The sequence below is a fragment of the Dethiosulfovibrio salsuginis genome (genome assembly GCF_900177735.1).
Classification (GTDB): domain Bacteria; phylum Synergistota; class Synergistia; order Synergistales; family Dethiosulfovibrionaceae; genus Dethiosulfovibrio; species Dethiosulfovibrio salsuginis.
Window position 1 is genome coordinate 18593 of the sequence record NZ_FXBB01000011.1, and the last position, 14176, is coordinate 32768.

Annotated in this window: 13 protein-coding genes; 9 read left to right on the forward strand and 4 right to left on the reverse strand. The window is 51.7% G+C overall.

Annotated elements, in window-relative coordinates:
* Positions 1 to 42 precede the first annotated feature (42 nt).
* Positions 43 to 1704: a hydroxylamine reductase gene (hcp, locus tag B9Y55_RS05505; RefSeq protein ID WP_085544367.1), complete on the reverse strand. Its 1662-nt coding sequence runs from the start codon at positions 1702 to 1704 to the stop codon at positions 43 to 45.
* Positions 1705 to 1827: 123 nt separating this feature from the next.
* Between hcp and B9Y55_RS05510 the strand changes: the two genes are divergently transcribed.
* The 7 genes from B9Y55_RS05510 (at position 1828) to B9Y55_RS05535 (ending at position 8474) form a co-directional block, all read left to right on the forward strand.
* Entirely contained in the window at positions 1828 to 2517 is a 690-nt protein-coding gene (locus B9Y55_RS05510; protein WP_143340825.1) for a Crp/Fnr family transcriptional regulator, read from the forward strand.
* A gap of 23 nt (positions 2518 to 2540) precedes the next feature.
* Positions 2541 to 5105 (forward strand): ATP-binding protein, encoded by a 2565-nt coding sequence (locus tag B9Y55_RS05515; protein ID WP_143340826.1) that lies wholly within the window; start codon positions 2541 to 2543, stop codon positions 5103 to 5105.
* A gap of 26 nt (positions 5106 to 5131) precedes the next feature.
* Positions 5132 to 5443, forward strand: a complete 312-nt coding sequence (locus B9Y55_RS13210; protein WP_159448248.1) for a hypothetical protein — start codon at positions 5132 to 5134, stop codon at positions 5441 to 5443.
* Positions 5389 to 5928 carry a substrate-binding periplasmic protein gene (locus B9Y55_RS05520; protein ID WP_234986144.1) on the forward strand — a complete coding sequence of 180 codons (540 nt, stop codon included), beginning with the start codon at positions 5389 to 5391 and terminating at the stop codon, positions 5926 to 5928. Before B9Y55_RS13210 ends, B9Y55_RS05520 begins: the two co-directional genes overlap by 55 nt.
* Positions 5906 to 6811, forward strand: coding sequence for an acetamidase/formamidase family protein (locus tag B9Y55_RS05525; RefSeq protein ID WP_085544371.1), 906 nt, complete (start codon positions 5906 to 5908; stop codon positions 6809 to 6811). The genes B9Y55_RS05520 and B9Y55_RS05525 overlap by 23 nt, the downstream gene beginning before the upstream one ends.
* Before the next feature lie 49 nt (positions 6812 to 6860).
* Positions 6861 to 7625, forward strand: coding sequence for a substrate-binding periplasmic protein (locus B9Y55_RS05530; RefSeq protein ID WP_085544372.1), 765 nt, complete (start codon positions 6861 to 6863; stop codon positions 7623 to 7625).
* A gap of 69 nt (positions 7626 to 7694) precedes the next feature.
* Positions 7695 to 8474 carry a substrate-binding periplasmic protein gene (locus tag B9Y55_RS05535; protein WP_159448250.1) on the forward strand — a complete coding sequence of 260 codons (780 nt, stop codon included), beginning with the start codon at positions 7695 to 7697 and terminating at the stop codon, positions 8472 to 8474.
* Positions 8475 to 8512: 38 nt separating this feature from the next.
* On the opposite strand, the gene B9Y55_RS05540 is transcribed toward B9Y55_RS05535, so the two are convergent.
* Complete coding sequence (locus tag B9Y55_RS05540; protein ID WP_085544374.1) at positions 8513 to 8929, reverse strand: hypothetical protein; 417 nt, start codon at positions 8927 to 8929, stop codon at positions 8513 to 8515.
* A gap of 383 nt (positions 8930 to 9312) precedes the next feature.
* Here B9Y55_RS05540 and B9Y55_RS05545 point away from each other — a divergent pair, with 383 nt between their 5' ends.
* Entirely contained in the window at positions 9313 to 11835 is a 2523-nt protein-coding gene (locus tag B9Y55_RS05545) for a winged helix-turn-helix domain-containing protein (protein WP_085544375.1), read from the forward strand.
* A gap of 48 nt (positions 11836 to 11883) precedes the next feature.
* Here the strand turns inward: B9Y55_RS05545 and fumC are convergent, their stop codons facing one another.
* The gene (gene fumC, locus B9Y55_RS05550; RefSeq protein WP_234986145.1) at positions 11884 to 13254 is read right to left on the reverse strand and encodes a class II fumarate hydratase; all 1371 of its coding nucleotides are present in this window, start codon (positions 13252 to 13254) and stop codon (positions 11884 to 11886) included.
* A gap of 46 nt (positions 13255 to 13300) precedes the next feature.
* Here fumC and nikR point away from each other — a divergent pair, with 46 nt between their 5' ends.
* Positions 13301 to 13714 (forward strand): nickel-responsive transcriptional regulator NikR, encoded by a 414-nt coding sequence (gene nikR, locus B9Y55_RS05555; RefSeq protein ID WP_200806631.1) that lies wholly within the window; start codon positions 13301 to 13303, stop codon positions 13712 to 13714.
* A 43-nt stretch (positions 13715 to 13757) separates the two neighbouring features.
* Here the strand turns inward: nikR and B9Y55_RS05560 are convergent, their stop codons facing one another.
* On the reverse strand, positions 13758 to 14132 hold the full coding sequence (locus B9Y55_RS05560) for a RidA family protein (RefSeq protein WP_085544378.1): 375 nt from the start codon (positions 14130 to 14132) through the stop codon (positions 13758 to 13760).
* Positions 14133 to 14176 lie beyond the last annotated feature (44 nt).

Consider the following 14176-nt stretch of genomic DNA (forward strand, 5'->3'; position numbering starts at 1 on the left):
GACTCAAGTGTGAGTTTTTAGAGGTTCCCTTATGCTTTTTATCTATTTACCCGCCATTATGGCAGCCACGTCGGACTCCACCGTGTCTATGCCCTTTATGCCGAAGTTGTCGACCAACACCTTTGCCACGTTAGGGGAGAGGAATCCCGGTATGGTGGGCCCAAGCCGGATATCCTTCACTCCAAGGAAGAGCAGGGCCAGCAGGACCGCCACCGCCTTCTGCTCGTACCAGGCTATGTCGTAGGAGATAGGAAGCTCGTTGATATCGCTAAGGCCGAAGGCCTCCTTTAGCTTCAGGGCTATGACCGCCAGGGAGTAGGAGTCATTGCACTGACCCGCGTCCAAAACCCTGGGAATGCCACCTATATCTCCCAGGTCCAGCTTGTTATAGCGGTACTTGGCACATCCTGCTGTCAGTATGACCGTGTCTTTAGGCAGTGCCTGGGCCACCTGGGTGTAGTAGTCCCTGGACTTATGGCGACCGTCGCACCCTGCCATTACCACGAAACGCTTGATAGCCCCCGACTTGACCGCCTCGACAACCTTATCCGCCAGTGCCATGACCTGGTTGTGGGCGAAGCCTCCCACTATTTTGCCCGTCTCAAGCTCTTTAGGGGCGGGGCAGGCCTTGGCCTTCTCTATGACGGCGGAAAAGTCCTTTGGCTTTCCGTCCTCTCTGTCCGGTATGTGGACCACGTCGGGGTAGCCCGTCATCCCTGTGGTGAAGAGCCTGTCCTTGTAGGTGTTGTTGGACTTTAGGGGAACCAGACAGTTGGTGGTCATGAGTATGGCCCCGTTGAAGGCCTCGAACTCGTCGTTCTGGAGCCACCAGGAGTTGCCGTAGTTGCCCACGAAGTTGTCGTACTTCTTGAAGGCAGGATAGTAATGGGCGGGAAGCATCTCGCCGTGGGTGTAGACGTCCACCCCTGTGCCCTCGGTCTGTTTCAGCAGCTCCTCCATGTCCCTCAGGTCGTGACCGCTTATCAGTATCGCGGGGTTTCCACGGACCCCCAGGTTGACCTCGGTTATCTCCGGGTTGCCGTAGGTCTCGGTGTTGGCCTTGTCCAGCAGAGCCATGGTCTTTACGGCGTAATCCCCGGCCTTCATCACCAGAGCCACCATCTCGTCCACCGATAGATCTCTGGTGGTGGACTCGAGGGCCTCCATGAAGAAGCGGTATATACCCAGGTCCTCGTAGCCCAGAACCGCGGCGTGGTCGCCGTAGGCCGCTATCCCCTTGAGCCCTATGACAAGAAGCTCACGAAGGGAACGGACATCCTCGTTCTCCGTGGCGAGTATGCCCACCGATAGGGCTTTTTCGGCGTAGGCCGAGACAGGTCCGTTCCATGTGGCGCAGTCGTGGACCGATCCGTCGAACTCCGATCCGTTCTTGGCCTTATAGGCCGCCTTGAAACGGTCCCTGACGTCGTCCCTTACCGTCACAGCTTCGCCTATGAGCTTAACGAAGCGTCCATCGTCCCAGTTGGCGTTGGTTATGGTCGCAAATAGCCCCTGGGCCACGAACAGGCCGTCGAATTTGCGAAGCACACCGAGCTCGTCGGCCTTTACCCCCCAGACGGCAATCCCCTTTAAAATATATATCAGCAGGTCCTGAAGGTTCGCCGTCGATTCGGGCTTGCCGCACACGCCCCTCACGGTGCAGCCGCTGTTTTTCGCCGTTTCCTGACACTGGAAACAGTACATAAACTCTCCCCCTTCTGACTTGTGTGTGGATTTTGTTGACCGTAATACTATAATGACATATAGGGATGCTCTTTTCCTTGACATGGATCAATTTTGAAGTTTTCGGCAAAAGGAGGGGTAAGGTTGGAGGACAGAAAATCGCTTCTCACCGTTATAGCTGGATTTCAGGGTCTGGACCGAGAGGACCTTGAAAAACTGAGAGCTATCATAGTCCAGGGAGAACACAAAAAAGGGGACCTTATCTTCTCCGACGGCCAGGAGGGAAGGGGATTTTTCGCCGTTTTGAGAGGACAGGTCAAGGTCTACAAAATGTCTCCTGAGGGAAAAGAGGTGATCCTCCACGTATGCGGACCAGGGGATCAGTTCGGCCAGGCAGCTATGTTCGGGAATCAGCGATATCCCGCCTGGGCGGAGGCACTCTGTGCCAGTACGGTGGCCCTTTTTCCCGGAGAATCTTTTTTGGAGCTGATAGGGAGATATCCTCACATAGCCCTCGCCATGTTTCAGGATCTGTCCTCCAAACTCAGACAGCTCACCTCCCAGGTGGAGGGCCTTGCCCTTAAAGAGGTCCCCGGTAGGCTGGCGTCCTATCTGGTCTATCTGGCGGAGGAGCAGAAAAGCCCTGGATCTATAGTTTTAGACACGTCAAAATACCAGCTTGCCTCTATCCTCGGCACGACCCCGGAGACACTGTCTCGAATACTTTCCGACATGACAGAGAGAAATCTAATAACCGTAGATAGACGAGAGATAACCCTTTTGGACCACGACTACATTATCCAGCTGGCCAAACAGGGTAGATACGGAGCCTAGAGAGGAGTTTTTCTATGAAAACCATGGCCAGTAAGATAGCCCTTCTCATTGGGCTAAGCGTTATCTCCACAGGAATAGCCCTGTCCGCCCTGTCCATATTGGAAAACGACAGGCTCGTCCGATCTATGACCATGGTCACCAACGAAATACTGGACCATGACGTCCAAAACAAGTTAAAAAACGATGAGCTTTCGTCGGAAATATACGGAAAAGCGATGATCGACTACATGACCAGGATAGCCATGCCCCCCCTATGGGACCTAAACTACCGAACCTTAAAGGACTACGCCGACAGCATGGTCCAGGTCCCCGAGGTGGTGGCGGTGGCCATCTACCAAGAGGACGGCTCGGTGGTAGCGGGAAAACCGATGGATCGGGAGAAGGGGGGAGACTTAAACCTTTTTTCCTCCGATATAGTCAGAAACGGCGATATTATAGGGTCTATCAAGGTTTGGATAAGCAGGGAGAGGGTAAAATCCCTGAAAGTGGAGAACGAGGCGGTAAAAGATCTGTTACTGAGCTCTTTCCAGGATAGCTCCACCCACGCCAAAACCCAGGCATCCTCCAGAATGCTGCTCATGTCTCTGGCGGTCACTATATTAACGGTCCTAATTAGCTTTGTGCTGGTTTTTTACCTCATAAATCCTATCAGGAAGATCACCTCAGCCATAAGAAAGATAGGAAACAGCTCTACCGATAGATCGGTATCCGATTCAGGCAACACATTAGGTTCAAGGCTCTCGGAGCTAAGGACCTATCTGGAGAGCAACACATCCACCGTAGGTGACGAGGCCTCGGTACTATCGGACGCCCTGATCCGAATGGCGACCCTCATAGAGTCCCACGTAGCGATCCACAGAGCCGTATCGGACATAATGAACGTCGCCGCCGTATCCCAGACGAAAGACGATTTTGTCTGGAACTTCGTCAGACTTATTATGAGGGAAACCCCCTCCTGTATGGCCTCCTTCTACGTCGCCCGAGAGTCGGACCCTAAGTTTATGGACCTCATAGCCTCGGTGGGATTGCCAGCAGAGGCTCCAAAGTCCATAAAGATCGATCAATTAGAGGGACAGTTCGGCACCGCCATCATGGACGGCAAGGTCAAAATCACCGATGTTCCGCCGGGAAGGTACCTTCCCTTCAGGACAATGGCGGGAAATATAGCCCCGGTTCAGTTCATAACCGTCCCCCTTAAAAGCCAAAACAAAATAATGGCCCTTTTCTCCATGGCCTCTCTGACCTCCTACCCCGAAAACTACCTGCGAATCTTCTACCTGGTCCAGGAGGGGATGAACGCCGCCTTAGGCAACATGATCGCTGGAGAGAGGGAGAGGGAGCTGGTCCAGGAGCTCCAGGCCGCCAATCAGGAGCTGGCGGCCCAGTCGGAGGAGCTGGAGTACCAGGCGGGAGAGCTGGAGATCCAGAACCAGGAACTGGAGGTCCAGAGGAGAAAGTCCGAAGAGGCAAGCAAACTTAAGACCGAATTTCTGTCCAACATGAGCCATGAGCTGAGGACCCCCTTGAACTCCATTCTGGCCCTCTCAAGGGTCCTGAGGTCCGAGGGTAAGGAGCGGTTCGAGGAGGAGGAACTGCAATATCTGGAGATAATAGAGAGAAACGGCAAAAACCTCCTGGGGCTTATCAACGGCATACTGGATCTGGCGAGGATAGAGGCGGGGAAGGAAGACCTAGAGCTAAAGGAGTTTAACTTAAACTCCCTTCTGATCGACCTCACCGACAGCCTTCGCCCGATAGCCTCGGATAAAGGGATTCAGCTGGAGCTGTCCCTGCCTAATAAACCTCAGACGATAGTGTCCGACATCGACAAGCTGAACAGAATAATAAGCAATATAGCCTCTAACGCCATAAAGTTCACCGAGAGCGGAGGGGTATATATAAAGGTACTACCCGGAGGGGCCTCCATCTCGGTGGAGGTAGAGGATACGGGCATAGGCATACCGGAGGAGGACCTGGAGCTGATCTTCGACGAATTCCGTCAGGGAGACGGCTCTACGGTGAGGAAATTTGAGGGAACAGGTCTCGGTCTTTCCATAGCTAAAAAATACGCCGATATGTTGGGCATATCCCTGTCGGTGAAAAGCGAGGTTGAAAGAGGAACGACCTTTACCGTTACGATTCCCTACCAAAACGACGTAAAAAAGGAAAAACCACTGATGCCCCTACAGATGGAGGAGATAGGCATAGAGAGCTCTCCGACGGTTTACGTCATAGAGGATAACCTCGTATCCTCCAGCAACATCAGAAGAATTCTGGTGGCCCACGAGATAAGGACCATCACCTTCTCCAGAGCGAGAGAGGCCCTAGACGCAATATCCATAGCCCCTCCAGATGGCATAGTCCTCGACCTGATGATGCCCGAGATGGACGGATTTGAGTTCTTAAAGGAGCTTCGTTTTAAAACCCACGGGATCCCGGTGATGGTGCTGACCGCAAAGGTCCTGACCAGTGAGGATAAACGGTTTTTAAGGGATCACGAAGTGGACTGTATCATGTACAAAGGTGACGTAGAGTCACGAATACTGGTTACAAAGCTCAGGAGCCTCATGAAAAACAAGGCAACCTAACCTAATAGTCACATCGGAGGATTGTTATGCTTAGAAAGATTGCGATCATGACGATAACTACCTGCCTTTTGTTGCCGAGCATATGCTTAGCTGGGGAGAAAATCCGTATCGGAGTGGGAGAGATGCCTCCCTACGTATCGGAGAGGCTGGAGGAATACGGTTTTTTAGCGAAAATAGTGAAAGAGAGCTTCGCCTTTTCCGACATAGAGACCGAGTTCCATTTTGTTCCCTGGAACAGGGCCATAGAGAACACCAGACTGGGGCTTCTCGACGGGACGCCAGGATGGTTCAGCACCCCGAGAGGGAGAGGGACTTCCACGTGTCATCGCCTTTGGTGAACGATACCCAGTCCTTTTTTCATCTCAAGACATTCAAATTCGATTGGGAAACCGTGGAGGACCTGAAGGGAACGGTTATAGGTGCAACCCTTGGATATAGCTACGGCAAAGTTTTCGATCAGGGGGTCAGGGATGGCAAACTGGAGATCGACTGGATATCGACCGACTTACAGAATTTTCACAAACTACTGGCGGGCCGAATATCGCTCTTTCCTATGAACACCCTGACAGGGCTCGACATGATCGGCAAAGAGTTCTCGCCTTATCTAGCTAAGAAAATCGTATATCATCCCAGACCGCTGAGATCGGAGCCTCTCCGTCTTCTGATATCGAGAGCAACACCGGAACACAAAAATTTGCTCGACAAATTTAACCAGGGACTTGAGGAACTCCACAGAACAGGCGAATACGACGAGATAGCAAATAACTACTCAATAACCATCGACCTAAAGGAGGTTAACGATGAAAAAGCTACCGAAAAATAGCCTGATATACGCCTTTGAGCCCGACATGGATCCTGTCATTACGGTAAACCCAGGGGAGACCCTTCGGGTGGAGACCTGGGATTGCTTTAAGGGACAGATCCAGTCGGAGGACACCCGATGCTCTGAGATAGACTTCGGCCAGATAAACCCAGCCACAGGCCCTATCTTCGTCAACGACGCCGAGCCAGGGGACACCCTTAAGGTGGAGATAATGGGCATGGACATGGCAAGCCAGGGGGTAACGGTCATAGTCCCAGGAGAGGGAATCTTAGGCCACATGGTCAAAGAACCTGTCACAACGGTCATGCCGGTCAAAGACGGTTTCTGCCTTTTCAAAGACATAAAGATACCTATAAAGCCCATGATAGGGGTCATAGGGGTGGCCCCGGAGGAGGGATCCTTTCCCACCGGGACTCCCTGGCGACACGGCGGCAACATGGACAACCGATACATCGGCCCAGGAGCGACGATCTATCTGCCTGTGAGACAGAAAGGAGCCCTTCTTGCCCTGGGAGATTGCCACGCCGTCATGGGCGACGGCGAGTTGTGCTGTTCGGGCTGCGAAATCGACGCCACAGTTACCCTCAGGCTGGACGTTATAAAGGGTTCCTCCCTTCCCTGGCCTCTGGTTGAGACCTCTCAGGTAATATCACTGGTGGTATCGGGAGAGAACCTTAACGGCGCAACCGAGGAGGCCACCAGAGAAGGGGTTGCCATGATCCAGAGGGCAAAAGGACTGTCATGGGAGGATTCCTACATGCTCTCCAGCCTTGTAATGGACCTGGAGATATGTCAGCTTGTCGACCCCAAGAAGACGGTGAGAGCCACCTTCCAGAGGACTTTTATGACCGCCAAGGGCTTGCTTAAAGGCACTCCAGTATAGGATAATACAGTTAGATAGGTTAGGTTAAAAGTGAGAGGAGAGATGACACATGAAAAAAAGCCTAAGCATAGTAGCTGTGATGGTCCTCGCCCTTTTCGCCGGTTCAGCCTGGGCCTCCCAGAAGGTGGTGGTCTACGGAGACAACGGATATCCCCCCTATTCCTACGGTGAAGGCAGGGATGTAAAGGGAATCTACGTGGACATACTGAAGGAAGCCTTCTCAAAGATGGAGGGCTACGACGTGGAGATCAAGGTGTTGCCCTGGAAGCGGCTCATGGCCGAGCTTGAGTCGGGCAAGATAGTGGCGGGCTTTCCTCCCTACAAGGTCGCCGCTAGACCCTGGATGGTCTACTCTGAGCCAATACTCCAGGAGAACGTGGTGGCCTTCGGCCTCAAGTCGAAGGTGGAGGGCAAGAACAACTGGCCCGAGGACTTCTACAGCTCCAGGGTAGGCCTTAACCACGGATTTTCCTACGAAAATCTTCTTGGACATGAAGGGTCGAATGCGGTAGCGGAGGGCAAACTCACAGTAGAGGAGGCGATGGATAGCCCTACCAACCTAAGGAAGTTAGTAGCAGGTCGAATAGATGTCTACGTAAACGACCAGCTCACCGATATATCGGGGTTCTCCTCTGAAGAAGATCCTATAATAATAGCTGCAACGGTAGGAGGACAGTGGGGATACCTGGGCTTCAGCTCTAACAACAGAGCCTTCCCCTACGCCGACGAATTCAGAGCCGCCTTCGACGAGGTAATAAAGGAAATGAAGGATTCGGGAAGAATCGACGAGATCCTTAAAAACTACATGAAGTAACCCCCAGGGAGGGATAGATCGGACGATCTCTCCCTCCCTGTTTTGTATCCCAAAGAGGAGGGATCCAAGGTGAAAAAAACCTTACTTAAGGCGATTACGGTGTTTTTTATCCTCCAGGCAACCGGAATAGGCTGGGCCAGCCCTATCAAGGTGACGGTCTACGGAGAGGACGAATATCCTCCATACTCCTACAGAGATGGCAGGGAGATAAAGGGAATATACCACCAAATACTGACCGAGGCATTTTCAAGAATGGAGGGATACGACGTCAGGATAGACGTCATGCCATGGAAGAGGATGATAGGGGAGCTGGAGAGAGGGAGGATATTTGCCGCCTTCGCTCCCTACAAGGTGGACACCAGGCCATGGATGATCTACTCCACGCCGATTCTTGAGGAAAAAGTGGTGGCCTTCGGCCTCAAATCAAAGGTGGAGGACAAAAAGCTGTGGCCCGAGGATTTTTACGGATCCAAAGTCGGGATAACCATGGGCTACGACACGGAGGTGCTTTTCGGCAAAAAAGGGGTTATAGCTATTGGGGACGGCAAACTAGAGTCAAAAAGGACGATGGATAACGCCACAAACCTTTTCTTGCTCCAATCCGGTAAAATAGACCTGTACCTCAACGATAGCCTGACCGACCTAGGGGGCCTGGATAAATCGGACGATCCGGTGGTTATAGCGGCGGAGGTGGGCAGCCAATGGGGACACGTTGGATTCACCTCCAACCTGGAGGATTTTCCCTTCGTACAGGATTTCAAAGACAAGTTCGACGGGATAATAGATGATCTGAGGGCAGAGGGTTTTATAGACAGGATATTGGAGGAACATACAAAAAAATCGTCGTAGCAGAGATGTCGGTCTCCGCTACGACAAAAAGGGGTGGGCTAGTTGATCTCTATGGAATCGATTATAGCCTCCATGTCGTCGTGCTCTCCTATCATAACAAGCATAACGTACATGTCGTCGTCTCCGGTTATGACAACGTTACACTCAACATCGTTAGGGTTCTTGAATGTAAAGGTGTAGACATCGTCGTCTACATCGGGCTTTGTAGCGTTGAACTGCTTGGCGTACTCGTTGGCGATAAGCTTGAGATCGGTTCCGTCGTTGTCCTCAAGGGTAATAGTCAGAGCTGCGGAGTTGTCGTCGGCGGTAAGGCTGACGGTGGAACCGTCTTTTCCCGCACTCCATCCGTTAGGAACCTCTACAGAAAGAGGACCAAAGTTTTTAACTGCGGCAAAAGCGACGGAGGAAAGGGCTAACACTGCGAGCAGAGCGAATATAATGGACTTTCTTTTCATACGAAAAAACCTCCCGAGTTAAACCTTGTTTTTGAGACCGAATCGTCCCTACGTGGAAGATTGTAAATCCCCCGTCCACGAAGGTCTATTACCCCAGGTCAGTACATACAGACCGGATATGGCTTTTTTTGGGAAAAAGGGGATTTTCAACAAAGCAGACCGAGAGACTTTCCCTTTTCAACTAAAGAGCACCTCTAGAAACTCACCTTCGAGCCCCCTCGGCTTGGGGCGACGTCCTGTCGCCCCATTCGACTACAAGTATATGGGCTCTGGGCTACGTCGGAACGATCTCTCCGAGGATTAGAGTTTTTAGAGGTTCTCTAAAATACAGACACTATTCCGAGAGGAGAGAGGCTGATCAACATGATTAACAGCCTAACGCGATGGGATACTTAGAGGATTTCTGCCCTCCAGAGATAGATGGAAAACAGATATACCGCCAGAGGATAGCCTCTGCCTTGGACGAGGCAAAGGGTAAAAAAGGGCATTGGGTATACGTCTCCGCACCGGGAGGATTTGGAAAGACCGTTGCGGTCTCCCAGTGGCTTAAACCTCAGAAAAATAAACTGGCCTGGCTCAACATCAGCGAAAGGGACAACGACGAAGGGACCTTCGTCCGTCGGTTTCTAGGTGCCCTTAGCTTCGCCCAGAAGGCCAACAGGAAACTACAAAGAGAGGTGAAAAGGACAAGCCCACCTTTTGTAGAGCATCTTTTTAGGTCTATAAACCTGATGCTGGACAACGACAAACAATACGTAATCGTCTTAGATGACTTTCACTGCATAAATAACAGCAAAATACTAGACATATTCCCTATTTTAATTAAAACTCTACCTAAACAGGTAACAATTTGTTTTATAGGGCGATCGATTCCTAACGACGTATTCGTCGATAGTATCTTCAAAAACAATATAACCCTAATATCATCCAAAGACCTCGCTTTCGATAGTTTTGAGCTAGAAAGCATTCTAAAACAAAACAGATCCCAACAGGACGTAGAGGATATTATATCCAGAACAGGCGGCTGGCCTATCGCGGTCAGGGCTCTGACGATGAAATCCTCTGAGCTGCCCGACCTGAGGAACAGCTCGATTCAGGAGGATCTGCTTTTTCGATACCTCGACCTTCACGTCTGGCAGAGGTGGGACGGGAAAAGCCAGGAATTTTTCATGGACCTGTCGTTAGTCCAAGAGCTGGACGAAGACATATGCAGAGCTATAACAGGTATAGAAAACAGCTTCGACCTCCTGAGGGATTTCTACGCTAAAGGTAACTTTATGAACTCCATCGGAAAGGGAAAATACCGACTCCACGATCTATTTAGGGACTTCCTGATGGAAAAACTCAACGCCACAAAGACAGAAGAGGAGATAAAGGAGCTCAACAAAAGGATAGGCGACTTTTTTTACGAGCAGGGCGATTACTGCTCCGCTGTGTCCTTCTACGTCAGATGCCAGGACCTCCAGGGCATATCGGACTGTAGCGCCTCCTTCACACAGTATGATCCATCGCTGTCGATAGAGGCCAGAGTGGAGTTTTTTAAAAAGAACATAATGGACAACGGCCATCTCCCTGTGGAGAAAAACCCCCACCTATGCGCCCAGTGTGCCTTTATACACTACATGGAGGGGAACGCCAGAAACTTTATTACCTCCATAGAAAAACTATATGATTATTTAAAAACAATAAACGATCCTAAACTGAAAGCCCTCATATATGTCCTGAGGTGTCTGGATTTCAGGATCCATCTCACCGATTACGCCCAGGAGTTGACTGAGACCAAAGCAAACCATCTCCCGGAAAAGGGCAAAATAAGGACCGGTACCTTTACCGCCGCCATGCCGATCCTACATAGGTCCCTAAGGGAACGGTCCGAGTTGGCCCTTGAGCCTGAAAATCTCTCCCAGAACGTCGAAAAGCTCTTCGCAGGACTGTCGCCTATTTTCGGTTACGAACACGAGGCGATGCTCCACTGTCAGATGGCTGGCATCCTCTACGAGCAGGACAGGCTCACCGAGGCCTACAAGTTCGCCCTGGAAAGCCACAGATCGGCGATAAACGGCGGATCTCGACCGGAACTGTCCTTCTGCTCCAGGATGATACTCATCGCCATACTGAAGGCAATGGAGAGAGGCAATGAGGCGGAGATTCTTGGGTCGGAGGTGGGAAAATGGATAGAGGATGAAAATCTTCTATTTTTGATACCTAACTTCAGGGCTTGGCGGTTCAGGGAGAGGATGGAGAAAGGTGAAATAGAGGCGGGGAAAGAGTGGCTAAAATCCTATTCGGTCCCCTTGATGGGAAACCTCCCTCTCTACAAGATGTATCAACACTTCACCACCTTGAGGGCACTGATAGCCACAGGATCAAACGCCCTAGGGGTCATGTTCGGAGAGAGGATCCTCCAGTTAGCCAGGGATTTTCACCGCCCCAGCGACGTAATAGAGAGCTCAATTCTGCTCTCCGTGGCCAACTGGAACATCGGCGACAGGGAAAGGTCGCTGCAATACCTGGAGGAAGCCCTTGAGGAGGGCTGTAAATACGGCTATATAACCTTATTTACCGAGGAAAGAGAGTGGTTAAGATCGATAGTAGAGGCCTATCTGAAGGGAGCGAAGCAAGACGGAAGGGAGCTATCCCATTACTCGATGAAAATTATCGTCTCCATAATAGAGCGATCAAACGCAGGTGAGGAACGTAGGCCTCTTCCCGAGGTATCTCTGACCGACAGGGAGAATCTCACCCTGAAACTTATATCTCAAAATCTCAGCTACAGGATGATAGCCCAGGAGCTAGGAATCAGTCACTCTACGGCAAAATACCACGTGTTAAAGCTATACAGGTCTTTAGGGGTATCCTCCGGCCCAGAGGCCTTGGTAAAGGCAAAGCAGATGGGCTATATCTAATTTACGGTATGGGATCTGATCCTGAAATTAGATCCCATACCGTAATATTTAGACCATCCTCTCGGGCACCACCAGTTTGTCGAACTCGTCCCCCGTAAGGACCCCCATGGACACGGCAGCCTCCTTAAGGGTCGTCCTCTCCTGGTGGGCCTTTTTAGCCACCGATGCGGCGGTATCGTATCCCAGAGCAGGAGCAAGGGCGGTGACCAGCATGAGGGACCTGTCCCTGGTGGATGATAGCCTCTCCTCGTCTGCCTCTAGGCCTTTGAGACATCTCTCGGTGAAGGAGTTGATTCCGTCGCTGAGGAGCCTCACCGACTGGAGGACGGCGTTGATCATCACCGGCATAAACACGTTAAGCTGAAAGTTTCCCTGACTCGCCGCGATGCCTACGACGGCGTCGTTGCCCATGACCTGGACCGATATCATGGTGATGGCCTCCACCTGGGTGGGGTTGACCTTCCCGGGCATTATAGAGCTACCTGGCTCGTTTGCCGGTATAACCAGCTCTCCCAGGCCACACCGAGGGCCCGAGGCCAGCCACCGAACGTCGTTGGCTATTTTCATCAGGTCCGCCGCCAGGGCCTTAAGGGTACCGTGGAGGGCGACCAGCTCGTCCTTACTGGTGAGGGAGTGGAACTTATCCGGCGCCGATCTAAAATCGATACCCGTGATATCCCCGAGCTGGACCGCTACCTTTTCACCGAAGCCATCTGGGGCGTTGAGCCCAGTCCCTACCGCCGTTCCCCCTATAGCGAGGTCTTTAAGGTATTCCACCGACGTCATTATCATAGACTGACAACGCTCGATCATCCTGAGCCAGCCACCTATTTCCTGACCTAAGGTGACAGGGGTCGCGTCCTGAAGGTGGGTTCGTCCTATCTTCACCAGACCGGCGTAGCGATCCCTTTTTTCACCCAAAACCCCCGCCATCCCCTCCATAGCGGGTATAAGCCTCTCCTCCACCGCCAATACAGTGGCTAAGTGCATAGCTGTTGGAAATACGTCGTTACTGCTCTGGCTGCGATTTACGTGGTCGTTAGGGTGGATCGGCTCTCCTGAATACTTTGACGCCAGGTTGGCCAGGACCTCGTTGACGTTCATGTTGGTCTGAGTTCCGCTGCCGGTCTGCCAAAGGGAAAGTGGAAACTGATCGTCATGGTCTCCGGCTATAACCTTATCCGCCGCTCTAGCTATCGCTACGCCCTTTTCCTTATCCAAAACCTTTAGTTCAACGTTAACTATAGCTGCGGCCTTCTTTATCATTCCGACGGCCTCAATTACCTCGGAGGGCATTTTCTCCGTGCCTATGGGAAAGTTCACCAAGCTTCTCTGAGTCTGAGCGCCCCAAAGGGCCTGTTCTGGCACTTGAACCTCTCCTAGAGAATCTCTCTCTACTCTGTATTTCAAAATATACACCTCCGTTTTTTTCTCCTATAATAAAACCATGGGGGGAGATAGAGATATGACAGGCGACACGTTGATTCGTTTCGGGGTGGCGGTTCCGGAACGGCTCCTACGGGAGTTTGACCGCCATATCGAGTCTCAGGGTATTCCAAATCGGTCGGAAGCACTGAGACAGCTGATAAGGGACTCTCTGGCTGAAAAGTGCTGGGTTCAGGGGAAAGGGCTGGTCTACGGCTCTATAACCATATCATACAACCATCACACCAGAGAGGCCTGTTCCATCCTGACCGATATACAGCACCGGTTCAGCGACGTCATAGTCTGCACCACACACGTCCACGCCGACCAGGACAACTGTCTGGAGGTAATAGTGGTAAAAGGGGAGGCTGATTTTGTCAGATCACTGATACAGGAGCTATCGGGAGTCAAGGCGGTAAACAACCTCTCTCCGGTGGTTGCGTCGGTGCTGTGACAGATAAGGCCGACGGTAGATCCGTCGGCCTTATGCTATAGGCTTACTTAAGGGCAACTACCTCTATCTCTACCATGCCGTCCATAGGGAGCTTAGCGACCTGGAAGGCGCTTCTGGCGGGGCAGTCTCCGGTGAAAAACTGGCTGTATACGCCGTTCATGGCGACGAAGTCGTTCATGTCCTTGAGGAACACGGTTGTCTTTACCACTTTATCCATGGAGGAACCGGCGGCCTCAAGAACCGCCTTGACGTTCTCCAGGGCCCTCTTGGTCTGTTCTTCTATCGTGGGGGCGAACTCTTTGGTCTCAGGGTCCATTCCAAGCTGTCCCGAGGTGTAGACGAACTGCTCGGTCTCCATGCCCTGGCTGTAGGGTCCGATCGCTCCCGGCGCTTTGTCGGTGATAATAGGTTTTCTCATAGACGATACCTCCTGTTTTATGGTTCTACATGGACATCTCTAAA

What these genes read in the sequence shown, in the direction of transcription:
- hcp (WP_085544367.1), bottom strand. Translation starts at nt 1,704, where the DNA reads ATGTACTGTTTCCAGTGTCAGGAAACGGCGAAAAACAGCGGCTGCACC.
- B9Y55_RS05515 (WP_143340826.1), top strand. Translation starts at nt 2,541, where the DNA reads ATGGCCAGTAAGATAGCCCTTCTCATTGGGCTAAGCGTTATCTCCACA.
- B9Y55_RS13210 (WP_159448248.1), top strand. Translation starts at nt 5,132, where the DNA reads ATGCTTAGAAAGATTGCGATCATGACGATAACTACCTGCCTTTTGTTG.
- B9Y55_RS05520 (WP_234986144.1), top strand. Translation starts at nt 5,389, where the DNA reads ATGGTTCAGCACCCCGAGAGGGAGAGGGACTTCCACGTGTCATCGCCT.
- B9Y55_RS05525 (WP_085544371.1), top strand. Translation starts at nt 5,906, where the DNA reads ATGAAAAAGCTACCGAAAAATAGCCTGATATACGCCTTTGAGCCCGAC.
- B9Y55_RS05530 (WP_085544372.1), top strand. Translation starts at nt 6,861, where the DNA reads ATGAAAAAAAGCCTAAGCATAGTAGCTGTGATGGTCCTCGCCCTTTTC.
- B9Y55_RS05540 (WP_085544374.1), bottom strand. Translation starts at nt 8,929, where the DNA reads ATGAAAAGAAAGTCCATTATATTCGCTCTGCTCGCAGTGTTAGCCCTT.
- B9Y55_RS05545 (WP_085544375.1), top strand. Translation starts at nt 9,313, where the DNA reads ATGGGATACTTAGAGGATTTCTGCCCTCCAGAGATAGATGGAAAACAG.
- nikR (WP_200806631.1), top strand. Translation starts at nt 13,301, where the DNA reads ATGACAGGCGACACGTTGATTCGTTTCGGGGTGGCGGTTCCGGAACGG.
- B9Y55_RS05560 (WP_085544378.1), bottom strand. Translation starts at nt 14,132, where the DNA reads ATGAGAAAACCTATTATCACCGACAAAGCGCCGGGAGCGATCGGACCC.